This window comes from Hyalangium versicolor (assembly GCF_020103695.1).
GTDB classification, from domain to species: domain Bacteria; phylum Myxococcota; class Myxococcia; order Myxococcales; family Myxococcaceae; genus Hyalangium; species Hyalangium versicolor.
Genome location: NZ_JAHXBF010000039.1, coordinates 47116 through 67755, shown reverse-complemented (window position 1 = coordinate 67755; position 20640 = coordinate 47116). Strand labels below are relative to the sequence as shown.

Annotated in this window: 11 protein-coding genes and 1 pseudogene; 4 read left to right on the top strand and 8 right to left on the bottom strand. The window is 66.8% G+C overall.

What is annotated here, in order from left to right; genetic code table 11:
• Positions 1-2370, bottom strand: coding sequence for an ABC transporter permease (locus tag KY501_RS47550; protein ID WP_224371842.1), 2370 nt, complete (start codon positions 2368-2370; stop codon positions 1-3).
• Positions 2364-3089 (bottom strand): ABC transporter ATP-binding protein, encoded by a 726-nt coding sequence (locus KY501_RS47545; RefSeq protein ID WP_224371840.1) that lies wholly within the window; start codon positions 3087-3089, stop codon positions 2364-2366. Before KY501_RS47545 ends, KY501_RS47550 begins: the two co-directional genes overlap by 7 nt.
• Positions 3090-3443: 354 nt before the next feature.
• Here KY501_RS47545 and KY501_RS47540 point away from each other — a divergent pair, with 354 nt between their 5' ends.
• Genes KY501_RS47540 through KY501_RS47530 form a run of 3 tightly spaced genes read left to right on the top strand, consistent with a single transcriptional unit; the run spans position 3444 to position 9588 of the window.
• A complete protein-coding gene (locus KY501_RS47540; protein WP_224371838.1) occupies positions 3444-4430 on the top strand; it encodes a nucleoside hydrolase in 987 nt (328 codons plus the stop codon).
• Positions 4431-4469: 39 nt separating this feature from the next.
• Positions 4470-8582 (top strand): molybdopterin cofactor-binding domain-containing protein, encoded by a 4113-nt coding sequence (locus KY501_RS47535; RefSeq protein ID WP_224371836.1) that lies wholly within the window; start codon positions 4470-4472, stop codon positions 8580-8582.
• 46 nt (positions 8583-8628) lie between these two features.
• On the top strand, positions 8629-9588 hold the full coding sequence (locus KY501_RS47530; protein ID WP_224371835.1) for a nucleoside hydrolase: 960 nt from the start codon (positions 8629-8631) through the stop codon (positions 9586-9588).
• A 45-nt stretch (positions 9589-9633) separates the two neighbouring features.
• On the opposite strand, the gene KY501_RS47525 is transcribed toward KY501_RS47530, so the two are convergent.
• The 4 genes and pseudogenes from KY501_RS47525 to KY501_RS47510 all read right to left on the bottom strand — a co-directional run.
• On the bottom strand, positions 9634-9942 hold the full coding sequence (locus tag KY501_RS47525) for a hypothetical protein (RefSeq protein ID WP_224371832.1): 309 nt from the start codon (positions 9940-9942) through the stop codon (positions 9634-9636).
• 279 nt (positions 9943-10221) lie between these two features.
• Entirely contained in the window at positions 10222-15516 is a 5295-nt protein-coding gene (locus KY501_RS47520) for a trifunctional serine/threonine-protein kinase/ATP-binding protein/sensor histidine kinase (protein WP_224371830.1), read from the bottom strand.
• A gap of 256 nt (positions 15517-15772) precedes the next feature.
• Positions 15773-18592 carry an ATP-binding protein gene (locus KY501_RS47515; RefSeq protein ID WP_224371828.1) on the bottom strand — a complete coding sequence of 940 codons (2820 nt, stop codon included), beginning with the start codon at positions 18590-18592 and terminating at the stop codon, positions 15773-15775.
• 99 nt (positions 18593-18691) lie between these two features.
• Positions 18692-18860 (bottom strand): annotated as a pseudogene (locus KY501_RS47510) (tRNA1(Val) (adenine(37)-N6)-methyltransferase); the annotation flags it as partial.
• Between KY501_RS47510 and KY501_RS54485 the strand changes: the two are divergent.
• Positions 18830-19036 carry a DUF1993 family protein gene (locus KY501_RS54485; protein ID WP_373691728.1) on the top strand — a complete coding sequence of 69 codons (207 nt, stop codon included), beginning with the start codon at positions 18830-18832 and terminating at the stop codon, positions 19034-19036. The pseudogene KY501_RS47510 and the gene KY501_RS54485 overlap by 31 nt on opposite strands.
• Here the strand turns inward: KY501_RS54485 and KY501_RS47500 are convergent.
• Together KY501_RS47500 and KY501_RS47495 are read right to left on the bottom strand one after the other, a co-directional pair.
• Entirely contained in the window at positions 19033-19446 is a 414-nt protein-coding gene (locus KY501_RS47500) for a hypothetical protein (protein WP_224371825.1), read from the bottom strand. The genes KY501_RS54485 and KY501_RS47500 overlap by 4 nt on opposite strands.
• A gap of 50 nt (positions 19447-19496) precedes the next feature.
• Positions 19497-20318 carry a hypothetical protein gene (locus KY501_RS47495; RefSeq protein ID WP_224371823.1) on the bottom strand — a complete coding sequence of 274 codons (822 nt, stop codon included), beginning with the start codon at positions 20316-20318 and terminating at the stop codon, positions 19497-19499.
• Positions 20319-20640 lie beyond the last annotated feature (322 nt).

Below are 20640 nucleotides of genomic sequence, written 5' to 3'. Positions count from 1 at the left end.
CTATTCCCGTGTCTTGAGCACGCCGATGAGATCCAGGTGATCCAGCCGCCGACGGACGAGCAGCGCGCTCACCACGCCGGCCACCAGCACCACGAGCACTGCGAAGGCATAGGTGCGTGGATCGATGATGGCGGGCAGGCGGAAGAGCTCGGTGTCCACGGCGGTCCCCGCCACCACCAGGGTGAGCCCTCGGCCGAGCACCAGCCCCAAGGGCAGCGCGAGCAGCAGGCTCGTGACGATCTCGCTCAGAAGGATGACGGAGATCTCCCGACGGGTGAACCCGAGCACCCGCAGGCTGGCGAGATCCCGAGCGCGCACGGACAGCGCGACCCGGGCGTTGTTGTAGACGATGCCCACCGCGATGGCCGCCGCGAAGCCCGCGAGCATCACGGTGAACACGACCATCACGTTCGCGACCTGTTGCTCGAACAGCCGCTTGACGAGCTCCGTGCGGCCGACTCCCACCACCAGGGGCAGCTTCTTGATGCGAGCGTAGATGTCGTCCATCCGCGCCGGGTCCACGGCGAGCGTGGCGCCCGTGATGGAGGGATCATCCCCGATCAGCCGATCCAGCGACTTGATCTCCATGTACGCGGAGATGCCGATCAAGTCGTCCACGAGGAAGGCCACCCGGGCCTCGCGGATGGGGCGGCTCCCATCCTGGACCTCGATGCGGACGCGATCCCCCAGGCCGACGCCCAGCCGCCGCGCCAGCTCGCGCCCGAGCATCAGCCCTCCGGCCTCCAGCGGTACAGGCCTCCGCTTCGCGTCCAGCACCTGCCGGTGCTCTCCGTCGGAGGGGATGCCCTGGATGACCGTCTCGTAGCTCCGAGGTCCCGCCACCAGCCGCACGGGCACCATGCGCAGGGGCTCGGCATGCAGCACTCCGGGGATCTGCTCCAGCTCGCGCCGGGCCCGGTCCGGCACGCTCTTGGAGAAGGACACCGAGAGTGCCTCGCGCTGGATCAGCCCGTACTGCACCCCCATCAGATAGCGAACCGAGTCGATGGAGAAGCTGCCGACGATGAGGATAGCCACCGCCAGCCCGATGCCCATCGACGAGAGCAGCAGCCGCCACGGGCGCCGCTCGAGATCCCTCAGCACCATGCGGCCGGCCTGGGTGAACAGCCGATGGAAGCCGCTGCGCTCCAGGAGCGTGAGCCGGTAGGTGGGAGGCGCCGCGGGGAGCATGGCCTCCGCGGGAGGCAGCCGTGCCACCTGGCGCACGGCGGCGAGCGCCCCCACCACCGCCGAGGCGAAGCTGATGAGGATGGAGCCCACCAGCATGCCCAGGTCCAGCTCGAACGTCAGCACGGGGAAGCGGAAGCTCTCCCGGTACAGGTTCAGCAGCCCATGCCCCGCCAGCATCCCCACTCCCGTGCCCAGCACCGCCCCAATCGTCACCACCACCGCCACCAGCTTCAAGTAGTGGAGTCCAACCGTCAGATCCGAGTAGCCGAGCGCCTTCAGCGCGGCGATCTGCTCGCGCTGGGTGCCAATCAGCCGGGAGAGCACCACATTGACGAGGAAGGCCGCCACGCCCAGGAAGATGAGCGGCACGATGGTGGCCTGCGCGTAGAGTTGCTGGATCTCCGAGGCGACGTACCGGGACGAGATCTGCTTCTTCCTCGGTAAGGCCCCCAGCCCCCCATAGGGCTTCAGCTGCCGATCCAGCGCGTCCACCACACCCTCCGGGCTGGCGCCGGGGCTCAGCCGGACGAGTGCGTCGTTGAAGGCCCCCTCCATGTGGAACGCGGCCGCCAGCGCGTCCCGGTCCATCCACAAGATGCCGAAGCGCAGGTCGTCGCCCCAGATGCCTCCGGGCGGCACGGCGTAGACGTACTCGGGAGACAGCGCCACGCCCACCATGCGCAGTGCCACGCGCCGGCCGTTCACCACCGCCACGATGCGATCACCCGGCTCCAGGTGATGCGCGGTGGCGAAGGCCTCGTTGACGATCACCTCGTCGGTCCGCCCGGGCTCCACCATCCTCCCCTCGCGCAGGTAGAGCTGGTTGAGCAGGGGCGGACCGCGGCTCGGGATGGAGACAAGCTGCCCCGTCACCGGCTCGGGCAGATCGGGCATGTCCAGCAGCACGTTCTTCACCACCCGCCCCTCCACCTGCGCCACCCCGGGCAGCAGGTTCAGCCGCTCGAGCAACGCGTCGGGGGCGCGCTCCAGCTGGGCGAACACGTCCGCGAACCGCTCCCGCTCGTAATACGCCTGCGCCGAGTCCGAGAGCGAGCGGTAGACACTGAAGGTGGACACGTAGGCCGTGATCCCCGCCGCCACCACGAGCGCGATCGTCGCCACCTGCCCCTTGAGCTGGCTCAGATCCCGCAGCAGCTTCCTGTCGATCGATCTCACCATTCCAGCTCACTCGGTGACCGCTTGACGGTGTTCTGGCGCGAGCTGGCCACCTGCCCATCCATCAACGTGACGACGCGATCGGCCATCTGCGCGATGGGGGCGTTGTGGGTGATGACCACCGTAGTGGTTCCGAGCTCCCGGTTGATGCGGGCAATGACTTCCAGCACCACGCGGCCCGTCTTCGCGTCCAGGGCGCCCGTGGGCTCGTCGCACAGCAGCAGCGCTGGTCGCTTGGCGATGGCTCGCGCGAGCGCCACCCGCTGCTGCTCGCCCCCCGAGAGCTGTGCCGGGAAGTGATCCAACCGGCCTCCGAGCCCCACCAACTCCAGCGCCTCCTCCGATCGCATCGGGTCCTGGGCGATGTCCGTCACCAGCGCCACGTTCTCGCGCGCGGTGAGGCTGGGAATGAGGTTGTAGAATTGGAAGACGAAGCCCACGTGCTCACGCCGGTAGCGGGTGAGCTCCCGCTCGGTAGCGTGTGTCAGGTCATGATCCAGGTAGTTCACCTGCCCGCTCGTCGGCACATCCAGCCCGCCGATGATGTTGAGCAGCGTGGACTTGCCGCTCCCAGAGGCGCCGAGCAGGACGACGAGCTCCCCCTTCCTCAGCACGAAGTCCACGCCGCGCAGCGCGTGGACGTCAACCTCGCCCATCCGGTAGACCTTGGCCAGGGCTCGAGCGCTCAGCACCACCGGTGCCGTGAGCTGCTCCTGTGACACGGCGACATCCATCGAGCCCGCGACCTCCGCTCACCGTGCGGCTGCCATGAAGGGTACCCATTGCGTTCGCGGGAGGCAGCGGAGGCGTGCGGGCGGGGACGGCGGGCAGCCAGGCACTCGCGCACGCCTTGGCACGGGCCGGGAGCCGCTCAGCCCTCGCTGACATGTCAAGGCGGCAGCTGACATGTCAAATGACACAGGAGCCGGGCCCGGATGACGGACTGCCTCGCCTCTTTCCCAGCGAGGTTGCTGCCAGCGCCTTGGGCATTCCACGTGCACAGCATCACGGCCAGCACCTCTGTCGGACGCCTCCCCTCCACCCCGGTCGCCACGCAAGCACTCACAGAGCCCTCCATGAACAACAGAAAACAGGTCCTCATCGATACGGACGTCGACATCGACGATTGGATGGCCATCCTCTACTTGATGAAGCACCCGGACGTGGACGTGGTCGGCATCACGACGACCGGTTGCGGTGCCGCGCACCTGACCCCCGGGAAGGTGAACGCCAAGAACCTGCTCATGCTCACCTCGCGCCCGGAGACGCCGGTGGCAGGCGGAACCAGCGCGCCGCTCATCTACTCCAACCAATTCCCCAACTCGATCCGTGACGGGATCGACACACTGTTCGGGCTCTCCCTGCCCCCCAACCCCCATCCCATCGACCCCCGGCCAGCCGTGCAATTCCTGCGGGAGACGCTGCTGGCAGCCACCACTCCCGTCACGGTGCTGGCGATCGGTGGGATGACCAACCTCGGCAAGCTCCTGCGCGACCACCCCGAGGTGAAGCCCAAGATCGACCGCATCGTCGTGATGGGCGGAGCGATCTCCGTCCCAGGCAATGTCTACGACGTCGATTCCAACTACCTCAACAAAGTCGCCGAGTGGAACATCTTCCTCGACGTGTTGGGCGCGCAGATCGTCTTCAGGTCAGGAGTGCCCATCACGCTGGTGCCCCTCGACGCCAGCCAGAACGTCCCCCTCGACAAGGCGTTCTACAATCGGTTTGCCCAGCGCCACACGTCGCGCGCCGCCAACTTCATTCATGACGCGCTCACCGCCGATATCAGCTTCGTCATGAGCGGCAACTTCTTCTTCTGGGATCCGCTGGCAGCCGCGATCCTCGTTGATCCCAGTCTTGCGAGCTCCACGAGTCCTACGGTCTCCCCGCAGGTGATGAACCTCAACGTGGCGCAGACACTCGACGAGGAGCAGGACACCTCGGGCCAGCTGGTCCAGGTCACCGACGGCCCTCCCATCGATGTCGCGATGTGGGCCAACGCCGACGCCTTCTACCGAAGCTTCCTCGACATCATCAACCTCCCTGACGAGGGCCGATAAGCCGTGGAAACGACCGACACCCGCCCTTCGCGGCGTCTCATGTTTGCTGTGAACGGGAAGCTGCATGTCATTGACAACCCGGACCCCACCCTCCTGCTCGTGGACTACCTGCGGAGCCGTGAAACAGCGCTCACCGGCACCAAGCTGGTGTGTGGGGAGGGCGGATGTGGCGCCTGCACCGTCACGCTCACGACCTGGGACCCGGGCACCGACTCGCTGACGAGCCGGCCGATCAACAGCTGTCTACGCCCGGTCTGTCTGCTCGACGGGCAAGCTGTCACGACGGTCGAAGGCATCGGCAACGTGCGTGACGGCCTCCACCCGGTGCAGTACGAGGTCGGTGCGTGCAATGCCTCCCAATGTGGATTCTGCACGCCCGGCTTCGTGATGAACATGTTCGCGGGGCTCCAGAAGGACCAGAAGCTCACCGCCCGGGAGATCGAGGACCGCTTCGACGGCCACATCTGCCGGTGCACCGGCTTCCGCCCGATTCTCCAGGCCATGCGCACGTTCGCGGTGGACGCCGCGAAGCACGAAGATTTCCGATCCAACCATCCCTGCCAGCCCGCCGCCGGGCAGGCTCCGAAGGTGGCGAAGACGCCTGCCGTCGTCGTCTTCCCGGAGGAGCTCAAGGCCCGTGTGCGCGCGCAGCTCGACCTGCGTTTCGAGGGCCGGGGGTACCAGTGGCACCGTCCGACGGACATCTCGGGGGTGCAGGCCATCCTGCGCGAACATGGCGGTGATCGCGCCCAGGTCAAGCTGGTCGGCGGGAACACCGACGTCGGCATCTACAAGGTCGACGTCAATGATCCTCACGTGCTCGTCGACATCAGCGCGGTGCGCGGGCTCCGGGGCATCTCCGCCGATGCCAATGGCGTGCACGTCGGCGCCGCCACCACGCTCCAGGAGCTGCTGGAGTGGATCGACGCCAACACGACGAACCCGGCAAGCACCACGGGCTCAACAGCCGTCGACCGCTATCGAGGCCTGTCCGATCTGCGCCGGCACCTCGACATCGTCGCCAATCTCCAGGTGCGCAGCGCGGGGACCATCGGCGGCAACATCATGATGGCCCGCCTCCGCGCGGACACACCCGCCCCCTTCCCGTCCGACCTTCTCCTCACGTTCTCCGCGCTGAACGGAGTGTGTGTCGTGGCCTCGGCCACTTATCCGGGCGGGTGGAGCAGCTTTGCCGTGAGTGAGCTCCCTGCTCCCAGCGCACTCCCGGACGACGCGGTGCTGGTGGACTTCCACCTGCCCTGGACCGGCCCGAACCAGCTCGTCCGCTCCTACAAGGTGCGGATGCGCAACGAGGACAGCCACCCCATCGTCAACACCGCCTTCCGCGTTCAGCTCACCCCTGGCACACCCATCGTGGAAGACGCATGGCTGTACTTCGGCGGGCTGGCAGGACTCCCGCTCCGCGCTTCGGCGACCGAGGCCGCGCTGAAGGGCCAGCGCTGGGATGAGAGGACCCTTGCCGCGGTACTCCCCGTGCTCGAACGCGAGGTCGCCGCGCACATCGTCGATTACGACGGCACGGAGTTCCTGCCGCGTGGGTACCGGGCCTCGCTCTGCCGAACGCTGTTCTACAAGTTCTACGTCTACGTGGCTGAAGAGAGGGGCGTGCCGGTATCGCCGGCCGTCGCCTCCGCGGGCCGGCTCGAGGAGCGTCCGCTCACACGCGGGACCGAGATCACGGACGTGTACCCACAGGAGAGCCCGGTGGGCATGCCGATCCTCAAGGACACGGCGTTCCTGCAGACCACGGGCGAGGCGATCTACACCGCGGATCTTCCCCTTCCCCCGCACGGGCTCGTCGCCGCGTACGTTCTGTCTGGCATTGCTCGCGGCCGTTTTCAGTGGCGGGGAGGGAGCTCCGCCGCCCTCGCAGCCGTCGCAGCTCGCGTCTCGGGCGTCGTGGATCTCGTGACCATTGACGACGTCCCCATCTTGAGAGCCGAGCAGCTTCCAGCGGGCACGGACCCGCTCCAGCGGCCCAACAACCTCATCGGAATGGGCGGGGACGATCCGGTCTTCGCGCAGGACGGGAAGATCCTCTCCTGGGGGCAGCCCATCGCGCTCGTGCTCGCGAAGGATTCCTGGGCGGCGCAGACGGCCGCGCGGATCCTCGAAGAGGAATACCTGTCCTACGAGGCGGAGACGCCGATCCTCGAGATCGAGCAGGCGCTGGCCGAACCCCACCAGGCCGGGGTGTTCCAGGACCTTCCGACCCTCGATCACATTCCGAGCATCACGCGGTCTGGCAGCGATGTCGCATGGCTCGACCGTCCCGACAAGCCGCTTCCGGGCGGGGCCCTGCTGCAAGGAATGCAGCGCACCGAAGCGCAGGCGCAGTTCTACCTCGAGGTGCAGAACTGCATGGTGGTGCCCGGCGAGGGCGACGACATGGAGATCTACAGCTCCACGCAGCAACCCGCGAGTATCCAGCAATACGCGGCGAGCATCCTCGGCGTGCCCGCCGCCAACATCCAGGTGTACGTGCGACGGCTGGGCGGTGGCTTTGGCGGCAAGCAGTTCCGCCCGTACATGCTCTCGACGGCAACCGCGGTGGCCGCACGCAAGGCGCGGCGTCCGGTCAAGTTGGTGCTGACACGCAACCAGGACATGGCCACGATCGGCAAGCGGCACCCGTACCGGAGTGCGTTCGCCGTCAGCTACACCCCCGAAGGCCAGCTCCAGGGCATGCGACTGGACATGGTCAGCAACGGCGGTTGCACGTACGACGCCAGCTTTCCGGTGATGGACCTGTCACAGCAGAATGGAGACGGCTGCTACTTCGTGCCCACCTACCGGACGACGGGCACCGTTGCGCGCACCAACCTCGCGAGCAACACCGCGATGCGAGGCTTTGGCACGCTCCAGGCCATCCTGGCCGTGGAGGAGGCCATCGAGCGGGTGGCCCATTCCACGGGCTTGCTGCCCGAGGATGTGCGGCGACGCAACATGTACCAGAACGCAACGTTAAACTCCTGGCAACAGACGCACTTCGCGCAGGATCTGAAGTATTGCAACGCCATCGCGCTCTACGACCACCTGCGCACCCATTGCGAGTTTGATCGCCGGCAGGCGGAGATCACCGCATTCAACGAGAAGAACCGTTGGAAGAAGCGTGGCATCTGCCTGATGCCCTTCAAGTACGGCGTGGGATACCAGCCCCGCACGCTGGAGCAAGGCTCGGCCTATGTGTCTATCTATGCGGCCGACGGCACGGTGCTGGTGCAGCACGGGGGCATCGAGCTGGGGCAAGGGATCAACACGAAGATGACGCAGATCGCGGCCCAGGAACTCGGGATCCCCATGAGCCTGATCCGCATCGGGGACACCTGGACGGGAGCTGCTCCCAATTCGGAGCCCACCGCTGCATCGTCAGGCTCCGATCTGTTCGGGAGCGCGGTGAAGCTCGCGTGTCAGACCCTTCGCGCGCGGTTGTTGCAGTACTGCGAGTATTCGAACACGCCCGCCTGGACGGCTGAGAACCCCTCGCAGTGGAGGAAGGTGGTGGCCAACGCCTTCGGGGCGCGGGTGGATCTGCAGGCGGAGGCCACCTACAAGGCCCCGTACGTCGGGAACATCGGGGGCGACCAGCCCTATGGCCGAGTCTTCCTGTACTTCACCTATTCGGCGGCCTGCTCCGAGGTGGAGATCGACGTGCTCACGGGCGAGACAACGCTGCTGCGCACCGACATCCTGTTCGACAACGGCCAGAGCCTCAACCCGTGCCTCGACATCGGCCAGATCGAGGGTGGGTTCTTGCAAGGCGCGGGGCTGATGCTGACGGAGCAGATGATGTACACCCCCGACGGTGCGCTGTATTCCGATGGCACCTGGGACTACAAGCCGCCCGGTACCAAGTCCGTGCCGCTGGTGTTCAACGTACGTCTGCACCAGATGCAACGGTATCACCCGGTGACCGGGCTGCCGCTCGACTATGCCTCGGTGAACGGGTCGAAAGGCATTGGCGAGCCTCCGCTGGTCCTTGCCGCCACGGTGTTCTTCGCGGTCAAGCACGCCGTCGTGGCGGCGCGGCGCGATCGCGGGGACACGGGGTGGCCGGAGATCACGGCTCCCGCGACGGTGGGACGGGTGCAGGCCGCCATCGGCATCACCGACGACACGCTCCAACTCTGAGCACGAACACGTACTCCACGAATCACCCTTTCTCCCGAGGAACTCCATGAGCACTTCGAATCTCTCCACCCCTGTGGTCCTCCTGCACGACGCCGCCATCGACGAGTACATGGCGACCATCCTGCTCACCACGATGTCTGGCATTGACCTGCGTGCCATCGTCGTGGTCAACGGGGACTGCATCACGACCCCCGCCATGAATGCCGCCTGGCGCATCCAGCAGTTCATCGGCCGCACCAACATCCCTCTCGGGCTCTCGGCGGCCCGCGGCTACAACCCCTTTCCCTGGGAGTACCGCGGCGACTGCATCAAGCAGGATAGCCTCGCCATGCTGCAAGCGCTGCAGCCCCTCGCGACGCCCTATCGCGACGGCGATGCCCTGCTGCGAGAGGTTCTGCAGAGCGCCACCGAGCCCGTGACCGTGCTCTGTACGGGACCATTTACCCCGCTGGCCATGCTCCTCGATCGCGCGGATGGCGCGGCGCTGATCGCGAAGATCGGCCGCGTCGTCTGGATGGGCGGGGCCATCAACGTGGGTGGCAACCTCGATCCCCAGACGCTGCCGCCCGGCGTCGCCAACCCCTATGCCGAGTGGAACGTGTTCTGGGATCCGTTCGCGGCCGACCGGGTCTTCCGCAACACGACGTTCCCGATCACGTTGTTCCCGCTCGACATCACCAACAGCGCTGCGATCACGGCCTCCTTCATGAGCCGGCTCCTCGAGAACGCGAAGCGGTACCCGACCTCCAACCTCGCGTACCAGAGCTACGAGTTCGTCGCGGCCGAGAGTTTCTATGACATGTGGGACGTCACGGCAGCCGTCTGGCTCGCCCGGCCGGATCTCTACGCAGCGCCCCAGACGCTCCAGTTGGCCGTGGTGACGGAGGACACCGGCATGTTGGGCGCCCTCGTGCCCAGCGAGAGCGGCCGGGCCATCGACGTCGTGGGCTCGTTCACCAACATCAGCGGTTTCTACGACTACGTTCTGCAGCAGCTGGCACGCTGAGTTGCCTGGGTGTCGGGCGACGGGACGCCCATGGGAGAGCCGGGGTCAGCAGCAGGTGTACAGCTCCACCAGGTGGTTGTCGTACTCGTCGTAGCAGATGCCGGCCTCGCAGCACCTGTAGACCTTGCTGTACGTATAATAGGACCAGCCGCTGGGGCATGAGGGGCTGGCGGGGCGGCAGCCGTAGGCGAGAGGGGTCATGCCCTTGTACGTGCAGGAGTTCGCCAGGCTCTCCCGAGTATCCCCGGGCACCTGCTCACTCTGCTGCGCGGACGGCTCCTCGGTCTCCAGCTCCGAGCCTCCACATCCCACGGCGAGGGTCGCGACAAGGCCTACCCCCATCAGGAACTTCATGCCATGGCCTCCCAGAGTCTGGGTGGGGAATTCCACCCGGCTCGATCTCGGGGCTGAGGAGGAGGGCCGCGGAAGGACACGACGGATCAGATGTTCGAACATGTGCAGGATGCTCCTGTGAGTGCCTGGATGAGGAAGCCAGGGCTCTTCGCTCCAGGCCCTGACTTCCTCACTGACGACAGGGGCTCCATTTTCTAGTCGCATTTCCCAGGATGAATTCCGCGTCATGGCCGCGCGCGTTCCCCCCCCATCGCGGGAAGGCCCCCGTGCGTCCCATGGCTACGAGACCGGAAGCTCCAGGGTGGCCACGGCGCCCTTGCCAGGCCCCTCGCTCTCCAGCGTGAGGCGGCCTCCCAGCATCTGCGCCGCCAGCGCGCTCGAGTGCAGCCCGAAGCCGTGCCCGTCCTTGCGCGTGGTGAAGCCGTGCGCGAACAGCTTGCCCCGGACCTCGGCGGGAATTCCCATCCCCGCATCCATCACCTGGATGCGCACCAGCCCATCCTCCACCATGAGCCTCACCGTCAGGTGACGCTGCTCCTCGGTCATCGCGTCCAGCGCGTACTTCGCGTTGCTGATCAGGTTGATGAGGATCTGCAGCACCTTGTGCTTGTCCACCTTCACCTTGGGCACCGGTGACAGCTGGCGCACCACCGACACGCCGTGGCGCTGCAAGGCGGGCATCTGGATCCTCAGCCCGTCCTCGATCAACTGCGCCAGGTCGCACTCCTCCGTCATCAGCGAGCTCTTCGCGTACGTCTGCTGCACCTGCACGATGGCTCGGATGTGCTCGATGTGCCGCCCCATCGCGTCCATGTCTTCCACGAGCTTCATCTGCTCGCTCGCCAGCTCGTCCGCGATGGCCGAGAGATACTCCGGCAGGTTCCCTCCTCTCGCCCCTTGTGCCAGGAAGCTCGTCAACTCGGCGCGGTGCTCCAGCAGCAGGTTCGTCGCCTGCTTCAGCTTGCCCACCCTCGAGCCTCCCACCGCCCGCTGCATCATCTCCAGATTGATGACCGCGCTGGTCAGCACGTTGCCCACGTTGTGCAGCACGTTCGAGGCCACCTCCGCCATTCCCACCGCTCGCGCCGTGTCCACCAGCCGCGCTTGCGCCTGCCTCAACTCCCGCGTCCGCTCCTCCACCCGCTGCTCCAGCTCGTCGTTGGCCTTCCTCAGCTCCTGCCGCGCCCGCTGCACGTCCGCGTACAGCCTCGCGTTCTCGATCGAGATGGCCGCCTGCGACGCGAGGTGCCCCAGCAGCGCCAGCCGGGTCGGGCTGAAGGCATCGGTGGCCAGGTCGTTCTCCAGGTACAGTGCTCCGCTGAACTGCTCCTGCCTCATCAGCGGCAGGCACAGCACCGACCGCGCCTTGCCCCGCGACAGGTACTCGTCTCCGGCGAACGTGTGCGGCCGCGACGTATCTCCAATCAGCACTGGCTCTCGGGAGCGCTTCACGTACGACAGCACCGTCCACGGCAGCTCCTGGGAGGCGCCTCTGCCCACCTCCACGCCCAGGTTCCCCCGCGACACCTCACTGCTGGCCACCACCGACAGCGTGTCCCCGCTCGGCAGCACCAGCGCTCCTCTCTGCGCACCGGCGTTCTCGATCGCAGCCTGCAGCAGCGTCGTCACCAGCCGCTCCAGCACGATCTCGCCGGAGATCGCCTGCTGCGCCTTCACCACCGTCAGCGCGTCGATCTGTGTCGAGTTCGTGCTGCTGCTGGTCTCCGCATCCACGACGTCCTGCGCAACCGCGAGGTTCGGCCACAGGCCGTCCAGCTGCTGCACCTTGCCCAACGCTCCCCACTGCAGATACGCCGCCCGCGCCTCCCTCGCGAAGGTGTGCGCGACGATGGGCGCCTGGCGCGTGCGCCAGAAGTTCGCCGCCAGCTCGCTGGCCAAGGCCACGAACTGGGTGGCACCGCTCTCCCGAGCCACCCGGATGGCCTCCTCGTAGGCGCGCGTCGCCTCATCCGGTCGCCCCTCGAGTCGAGCCCACTCCGCGGCCACCATCCGCTCGGGCGCGCGGAACGTCTCGGGGCAGTTCTCCGCCCATTCCGCCAGCTGCTGGTGATCGCCGCGCAGGAGCTCGAGAGAGGAACGCTGCTGCTCGGGTGTGGCCTCCTCGAAGTACGCGGCCAGCGACAGCGCGCGGTAGAGGTGGAACTCCCTCCTCACGAAGCTGCCCAGCAAGGACCAGAGGAGCTCGGAGACCTTCTCCGCCGCTTCGAGGGCTTCCTTCCAGGCACCACACAGGAAGCGCCCCTGGAGCTTGAGGCCCCAGTACCAACCGCGAATGGTGCTCATGCGGGCGGACGTCAACCCGCCCTCGAAAGCCTGCTCGTCGAAACCGTCCCCGCTCAGCGTGCCGAATGAGTGCGTGTCCCCGCGAAGCTGCCGGATGGCGCGCTGGAAACCGAGGAGCATCTCGTTCGCATCCCGGATCGCGGTCTTGCGGATGAACTCGCCGCGCGTCACCGTCTCCTGCAGGACGTCCTCCAGGTTGCGCCCCATGAACAAGCAGTTCCCGACGTAGATGGCGCTGCAGAAGGCGGCCATATAGAAGTCGCCCGACTGGAGCCCATGGTGGAACCCGCTGAGGGTGGCCTCCTGCACCTCGGAGGGAGGACGGGTCCAGAGCGTCACGCACTGGGTGCTGAGGAGCACGCTCGATCGATGGATCGAGATGTTGTGCCGCTCGACGAGCGCGCGAGCGAGCATGTTCCAGGCATGGCCTTCCCGGTACCGCTTGGACACCCTGCCCGTCACCAGCCCGAACCATCCCAGGCCGATCACCGACGCGGGTGCGAGGCCGTGGCGCAGGGTGAGCGAAACCATCCGGCTCACGGTGATGATGAGCAGGGGGAGGTCGGTGACATAGGCCTTGGCGAAGAGCGTGCCGAGCGCTCCCATCAACAGCTTCATGTCCGGATCGGCCATGGGCGGCAGGTCGATGAGGCTCTCGATGGAGCGCTCTCCCAGCTCCCGCCACACCTCGTCATGAGCCGCTCTCGCCTCCTCCCAGCTGGGGTGCGATGGCATGGGAATCCCCAGCATCGCCAGGGTGTCCAGGATGCAGCGGATGGACTCGGTGATATCTCCCATCCCGAGGCAGACGTCGCTCTTCAAGCAGGAGGCAGTCTTGAAGTCCGCGCGAGTGCGTGCCCGAGCGCAAGCTTCCTCCGCCAGCTGGCGCGCCGTGCCGAGATTGCCGCACATGGCTTCGCACCGAGCCCGGGCGAGCCGCACGCGGAAGGTCAGCTCGTAGTCCGTCTCCCAGGGGTCTCCAGGAATGAGCGCGAAGGCCGCGCTGAAGTAGGCAACGCCGGGACCCGCCGCGACCGCGGCCTCGGCCTTCGCACCGGCCTCGGCGTTCAACCGCGCCACCTGATGGCGCTCCGCCGGGTCCTCGATCAAGTCCACGCCCGCACCGAGCTGGCTGACCACGTCGAAGAGGTTCTGGCGCAGCTGCTCGGGGGACAGGCTCCGCAGCAGCTGCCGGCCGATGCGCAGGTGGGTGGCCTGGCGCTCCTTCTCGGAGCTGAGGGTGTGGGCCGCCTGGTGGATCCGGTCATGGAAGAAGCGGTACTGCTCCGGGCCCACGCGCGCCAGCAGGCCTTCTTGGAGCGCGGGCTCGAGCCCCTGCTCCACCTCCCCCACCTCGTCCGTGCCACCGACGGTGCCCAGCATCTGGAGTGAGAAGACGTTGCCCACGCACGCCGCCAGCCTCAGCAGGCGCTGCGTCCCGGAGGGCAGCTGGCGCAGCTTGCCCACCATGAAGTCCACCACGTTGTCCGAGTAGCTCCGAGCCCTCACCGCTTCCCGATCCCACCGCCAGCCTCCGCCGGGCGCGCGCGTCAGCAGCCCGTCCTGGCTCAGCGTCACCAGGAACTGGATCAGGAAGAAGGGATTGCCGCCTGTCTTCTCGTGCACCAGCTCCGAGAGGGGAGCGACGAGCTCTTCCGTCGCGCCCGGCAGCGTGTCGGCCACCAGTGCCTCGACCTGCTTCAGGCTCAGAGGCTCCAGCCGCAGGTCGGAGATGGGAGCCCCGGCCTTGCGCACCTCCTCCAGCAACGGCACCAGGGGGTGCGCCGAGCTCACCTCGTTGTCCCGGAACGCGCCGATCCACAGCACGGGCAGGCTCTCGGACTGCAGCAGCATCTGCTCGATGAGCCGCAGGCTGGCCAAATCCGCCCACTGCAGATCATCCAGGAACACCACCAGTGGGTGCTCGGTGATGGCGAAGACTCCCAGGAACTGGCGAAGCACTCGCTGGAAGCGGAGGTGGACCTCGCCGGGCGACACCTCTGGCAGCGGCGGCTGCTTGCCGACGAGCAGTTCCAGCTGAGGCACCAGGTCCACCAGCGCTTGGCCCTGCCCCTCCCAGGCCTGGTTCAACCGCTCGCGCCACTTCTCCAGCTCCGCATCCGTGCCCACCAGCAGCTGCTGCACCAGCCGGCGGATGGCCTGCGACAGGGTGGCGTAGGGAATATCCCGCTGGAACTGGTCGAACTTCCCCGTCAGGAAGAAGCCCCGCCGCTGCACCACCGGCTTGTGCAGCTCGTTCACCACCGACGACTTGCCAATGCCCGAGTACCCGCTCACCAGGAACAGCTCCGGCTTCCCGCTCGCCACCACGCGCTCGAAGCCCTGGAGCAGGGACGAGACCTGCGCGTCGCGCCCGTAGAGCCGCTGGGGCAGCTGGAACTGGTGGGGCACATCCTGCTCGCCGGGCGTGAACTCGCCCGGAGCGCTGCGCACGGCTCCCGCACGGCACCGCTCCAGGTCCGCCTTCAGCCCCTCGGCGCTCTGGTAGCGCTCCTCGGCGACCTTCGCCAGCAGCTTCATCACGATGGCGGACAGCGCCGCGGGCACCTCCGCGTTCACCTCGTGCGGAGGCTTCGCGCTCTGCGCCATGTGCGCGTGGAACCACTCCAGCGCGTCCTTCCCATGGAACGGACGCTGGCCCGTGAGCAGCTCGTAGAAGGTGACGCCTAGCGAGTAGAAGTCCGTGCGGTAGTCCACCGCGCGGTTCATCCGCCCTGTCTGCTCCGGCGACATGTACGCCAGCGTCCCCTCGACCATGTGCCCGGAAGCCGCGTCCAGGTGCTCCACCTTCTGCAGCGTCGCCACTCCGAAGTCGATCAACCTCCCCTCTCCGCCCGGCTCCAGGATGATGTTCGACGGCTTGATGTCCTTGTGGATCACGTTGCGGCTGTGCACCTCGGTCAGCGTGGAGGCCAGCGAGACGGCGAGCGTCAGGAATCGCGTCGCCTCCATCGGCTGGCGCACGGACTCGGACAGGGCCTCACCCTGCACCCGCTCCAGCAACAACACGGGGCGCTCGTGGATGCGCTCGCAAGCAAACGGCCGGGCCACGCCGCGCACGTCTCTGAGCCGCTGGAGGATGCTGAACTCCCGCCGGTACCTCTCTCGCTCGCGCGGCCCTGGCGAGGACATCATCGGCGTCTTGATGATGACGGGCAGCCCATCCGCCTCGCGCACCGCATGAAACAGCACATTGGAGCCGGTGGCTCTGATCGTCCCAAGAACCTTGTAGCCTGGGATGTCCAACATGAGTGCGCCTCTCCCCACGGACGAATACGCGCGCGGGTGCGGTCAAGACCACCGCACCCTGAAACATGCGAGCCATGATAGCTGGCGAACGAATGACAGGGCTCGGACGGCTCCTGAGCAGGGAGGAGCTCACGTGGTCATGCATGACCCGGGAGGGTCATCGGCGAATCTCTCATTGAATCGCGGCGCGGCGCGGCTCAGGAGCGAGGGAGCTCCAGTGCGAGCGGAGCCTCATCCTCCCAGAAATCCAGGACGTTCATCGCGCGCGAACCTCCGTGACGCGTGAGGCGGACGGCTGGCGGACGGCTGCAGCAGGCAGCCACATGCGCACCGTTGTCCCTTTTCCGATCTGGCTTTCGATATTCAAGGTCCCCCCATGGGCTTCGATGAAGCGGTGGGCCAACGAGAGGCCCAGACCGATGCCCTCTCCCGGTGGCTTCGTGGTGAAGAACGGCTCGACGACCCGGGACACCATCTCCTCGGGGATGCCGGAGCCGGTGTCACGCACGGTCAACTCCACGCCCTGTGCCCCGTTTCGCGCCAGGGCCTGGGACTCGATGACGATGGTGGCGTCCGGCGGACTGGCCTCCAGGGCGTTCTTCACCACGCAGAGCAGAGCCGTCTCCATCTCCTCCGCGTGCACGTGAAGCCATGGAGGCTCGACGCCAGAGAGCCGCTGCTCCAGGTGCAGCCCGCGCTGGGACACCTCGGAGCGAGCCAGCTCGGCGACCCGTCCCACCACCGTCCGGACCTCGCACGGCACGGGGACGGTCGTCGGACGGCCCGAGAACTCGAGCAGCACCTTCAGCAGGCCCGCGCAGCGCCTCGACTGGCGATCGATGACCTCGAATGCCGACCGCCGGGCCTCCGAGCCGAGCGGATAGCGCGACAGCATCTCGATGCTCATGCGGATGGCGGCCATCGGGTTGTTGAGCTCGTGGCAGAGCCCACCCACCAGCGTGCCCATGGCGGCCATCTTCGCGCTCTGCACGAGCTGCTCCTGCGCCTCTCGCAGCTGTCGCAGCGCGGTCTCCAGCTCGCTGGTGCGGTTCTCCAGCTGCAGGTAGACGTCATGCAGCCTCACGGCGGCACGCACGCGGGCCTTGAGCTCGTCGGGGCCGAACGGCTTGCCCAGGTAGTCGTCCGCTCCAGCCTCCAGGCCGTCGATGGCCTCTTCGCGGCTGGACTTCGCGGTCAGCAGCAGGACGGGGATGTCCCGGTACCGAGCGCTCGCCTTGAGGCGCGCCACCAGCTCCGTGCCATCCATCTCCGGCATCATCACATCCGAAACAATGACGTGGGGTCGCCGCTGCTGCACGGCTTCCCATGCTTGCCTGCCGGTCTCCGCCAGCTCGATGTCGTACTCCGCCGACAGCAGATCGGCCAGGTAGCCCCGCATGTCGGCGTTGTCCTCGGCGATGAGCAACCGCGGCGCCGAGCCCGTCCGCTCCCGAGGCATCATGTGGATGGGAATGGGGGCAGGCATCAGGTGCGCGCGGTAGCCGGGGCTCGACCGCATCGGGGCTGGGGTCGCGGGCCTCGGTGACGTGAGCTGCTCGGCGGTCCCCGGCAGGCGGACGATGAAGCGCGAGCCCTGACCAAGCTCGCTCTCCACGGCGACCTGGCCGCCCATCAGCTCGGTGAACTCCTTCACGATGGCCAGCCCCATGCCGGTGCCCTCGTGCTTGCGTGTGGTCGAGCCGTCGAGCTGCTGGAAGCGCTGGAACAGCTGCCCCTGTCGGGCCTTGGGAATGCCGGGCCCGGTGTCCTTCACCGAGAGCTCGAGCCCCGAGTCCCCGGCGTGCAAGGCCACGGTGATGGAGCCTCCCTCGGGAGTGAACTTGAGCGCGTTGCCGAGGAGGTTGAGGACGATCTTCTCGAACTTGCGCCGGTCCAGCGGCACCGAGCCGACGCTCGGGTCGGCCTCGAAGCGCACCTCGATGCCTCGGGTAGCTCCCGCCGAGCGCGCGTCCTCCACGATGTGGGAGGTGAGGGCGATGACTTCGGTGGGCTCCCAGTCGACCGTCATGCGGCCGGCCTCCACCTTCTGGTGGTCCAGGATGTCATCCACGAGCCGGAAGAGCCGCTCGGCGTTGCGGTGGATGCGCTCGAGGTCCACCCGCATGCGGTCGGAGAGATCTCCGGAGCTCGAGGAGAGCAGCACGCCCAGCGGACCCAGGATCAAGGTCAGCGGGGTGCGCAGCTCGTGGCTCATGACGGTGAGGAACTCGCTCTTGGCGCGGACGGCGGCCTCGGCGGACTCCTTGGCCTTGTGCAGCTCCACCTCGATGCGCTTGCGCTCGGTGATGTCCGCGTAGATGCCCAGCAGGCCGATGACGGTGCCTCGCTCGTCTCGGAGGGGAACCTTGCTGGTGAGCAGCGTGCGCTGCGAGCCATCCGCGCGCAGCACGGGCTCCTCGACATCGAGCATGGACGTGCCGCTGTCCATCACCCGGCGATCGACCTGGACGAAGGAGTCCGCCTCCTCGCGCTTGCTCCAGATGTCGTAGTCCGTCTTGCCGAGCAGGTTGTCCAGCGTGCCCACGCCGCAGTCATTGAGGAAGTTCTGGTTGGCGCCGAGAAAGTGGCCCTGGCGGTCCTTCCAGAAGATGGCGTGGGGCACGTTGGCGATGACGTAGCGGAGCACGGCCTGCTGGTGCTCGAACTCGCGCAGGCGCTCCTCGGTCTTGTGCTCCTGGGTGACGTCGCGCAGGAAGAGCCACACCTGCTTGCGCTGGGGACGCAGTCGGATCTCCAGCCATTGATCCACCGAGGCGCGGTGCCCGATGAGGCGCAGGGGCTTCTGATCGGTGAATGCGCGCAGGCAGCCGTCGATGAGCGCCGGCGAGAACTCCTTGCCGTTCAGGATCTCCTCCAGCGCCACTCCCAGCAGCTCCGAGCGAGACAGCCCCAGGAGCCGCTCGGCCGCGGCGTTCACGGCCCGGATCTTCAGGTCCACATCCACGGCGAGGAAGGCATCCTCGAGGGCCTCCACCACTTCCAGCGCCGAGAACCCGTCCAGCTCACCGCGTGGTCCATCCTCTGCAGACGAGTGCTGTTCAGGATGGGGGTTCATCGATCCTCCTGGAGGGCCGGCGGTAAAACTGTAGCGGTACGGTAGGCCTGAAACCAGACACCCTCACGTGCATGAAGGAGAGGCAGGCTGGGTCGCCTATCACCCAGGCGGGGGTTCGCGCTCGATTCGAAGCAGATCCATGAGAGCGGCCACCTCGGGCGCATAGCCGCTGGGACCCTCACCATGGACGATGAGCGGCGAGCGCACTCCCACCCAGTCCGCGATCCTGGTCTCTGAGTGCGTGGACGAGGAAGCGGGTGGCAGGGGAGAGGTGTGGAGGCAGGCTTAAGCGTGCCCACCTTCCTGCAGACCGTGAGGGCCGTCGCAGGCTTTCTCGACCGTGCGGCCAAGCACTGCGCTGAGACGGGTGTTGATCCCGACGACTTCGTGAACGCGCGCCTTTTCGACGCACCGTGGCGCGTAAGACGAGCTCGTTCGCGTTAGCACATGTCGGAAAAGATCAGCGTCATGTCGAATCCCGGCGGCGCTTCACCCGGCGGCGCAAACGTCCACGTGGCGAGGTCCTTCTCGACGCAGTCGGCGACGAGCTTCGGATCACGCTTCACTGTATTGCCAGTGATTTCGACGCGCGCGGGCTTCCCGGCCGGATCGAGCGTGACGTGCGCCGTAATCGTGCCGGTCCGCAGCTCCGAGCAACCGCGCTTGTACACGAGCCGAAGGCACGCGTTGCGGTTACTCCGCTGTGCCTCTTCGATCGCGGCTTCGGGGTATCGCGCCGGGGCAGGTGCGATGATGGGTGCAGGTGCAGGAAGCGAGGCTGGCGCCGCCTCTTGGAGGGGCGCCGGCCGGTCGGAGGAGCAAGCGAGGACGAAGAGGAAGGCGAGGCTGCGCACCCTTCCATCATACATAGCCCAGCGTTCTTCTTCTCCAAACCGCGCTGAGATTACGGACAGGGCCCGCAGTCCGCCAGGCAACTGCTTGCGCTCGAGCCCGTGCCGCACGACTCCGAGATCTGGCAGATGCCGTCGCCACACGTGTAGATGTCCTCGGGCCGGATGCGCGTCGACAACGCAGCGTAAGCCTTCCCGTTGTACTTGCACGAGCCGTCGAATTCCTTGCTGCTGTCCGGGGTGCAGCCCGTGCCTCCACCACAGGTGCCCGTAATGGCCATGGGAGAGCAGCTCGAGCTCAGACTCTCAATCGAGCAGGCCCGCAGGGTGCTCTTCGACGAGTTGATCCTCAGGAGCGGATCCTTGCAGACGAAGATGCCCTCGTTGCGGAACAGGTTGCCGTAGAACGTGGCCTCTCTCTGGCTGTAGGTCGTGGCTTCCCCTGGAGCCATGGGCACCAGGTTGTTCAACGCATCCCGCCCGACCACCGAGATCTGCATGCTGACGCCAAACTTGTTCACATGGGCCGCGAGACACGCCGTGATGAGCTGTTCCTCCCTCTCGGTGGCAACCTGGCCACTGGCCCAGTTCGGCGTGAGGCCCAGTTCGCCCGTCCACGTGTACCGCACGCCAGTGGAAGGATGGGTCCAGGTGCGGCTCTGACCCGCAGGCACAGCGCAGCGGACCAGGTACCGCATCACCATGTCCGACACGGCAGCCGGGTTCGAGTTGAACCAGGAAGCGAAGGAGGCCGTCGACAGCCCGTTGGTTCCCAGCCCGTTGGTTCCCAGCCCGTTGGTTCCCAGTCCGTTGGTCCCCAGCCCGTTGGGCGTCAGGCTATTGCTGGCGACCAGCGCGGAGTCCGAGCTGCTCACCCACGCCTCCTCGAAGGGAGACGCGGGCTCCGGAGCGCATCCCGCAACGAGGCAAAGGTTTGCCAGCATCCCGAGAAGATGAAGACATCCAGATTCGATTCGACCTTCTTGCTTGAACATACTCATACACTCCCCCCTCACGCATACTTTACGACAGATTGAGGAGTTTCATACCCACGGAAAACTCTCACGAAGGCAGCAGTGTCTGGTTCTCGTAACAACTGCCCCCGCTCCTCACGCGAGACTATTATCCACCCACATCGATAGAAGGGCGTCCGGTCCGTTGGATCACCGCCGAGGCAACGTTCCCGTAAACAGCGCC

Coding starts and splice junctions, on each gene's coding strand:
- KY501_RS47550 (WP_224371842.1), bottom strand. CDS start 2,370: ATGGTGAGATCGATCGACAGGAAGCTGCTGCGGGATCTGAGCCAGCTC.
- KY501_RS47530 (WP_224371835.1), top strand. CDS start 8,629: ATGAGCACTTCGAATCTCTCCACCCCTGTGGTCCTCCTGCACGACGCC.
- KY501_RS47520 (WP_224371830.1), bottom strand. CDS start 15,516: ATGTTGGACATCCCAGGCTACAAGGTTCTTGGGACGATCAGAGCCACC.
- KY501_RS47540 (WP_224371838.1), top strand. CDS start 3,444: ATGAACAACAGAAAACAGGTCCTCATCGATACGGACGTCGACATCGAC.
- KY501_RS47535 (WP_224371836.1), top strand. CDS start 4,470: ATGTTTGCTGTGAACGGGAAGCTGCATGTCATTGACAACCCGGACCCC.
- KY501_RS47515 (WP_224371828.1), bottom strand. CDS start 18,592: ATGAACCCCCATCCTGAACAGCACTCGTCTGCAGAGGATGGACCACGC.
- KY501_RS47525 (WP_224371832.1), bottom strand. CDS start 9,942: ATGAAGTTCCTGATGGGGGTAGGCCTTGTCGCGACCCTCGCCGTGGGA.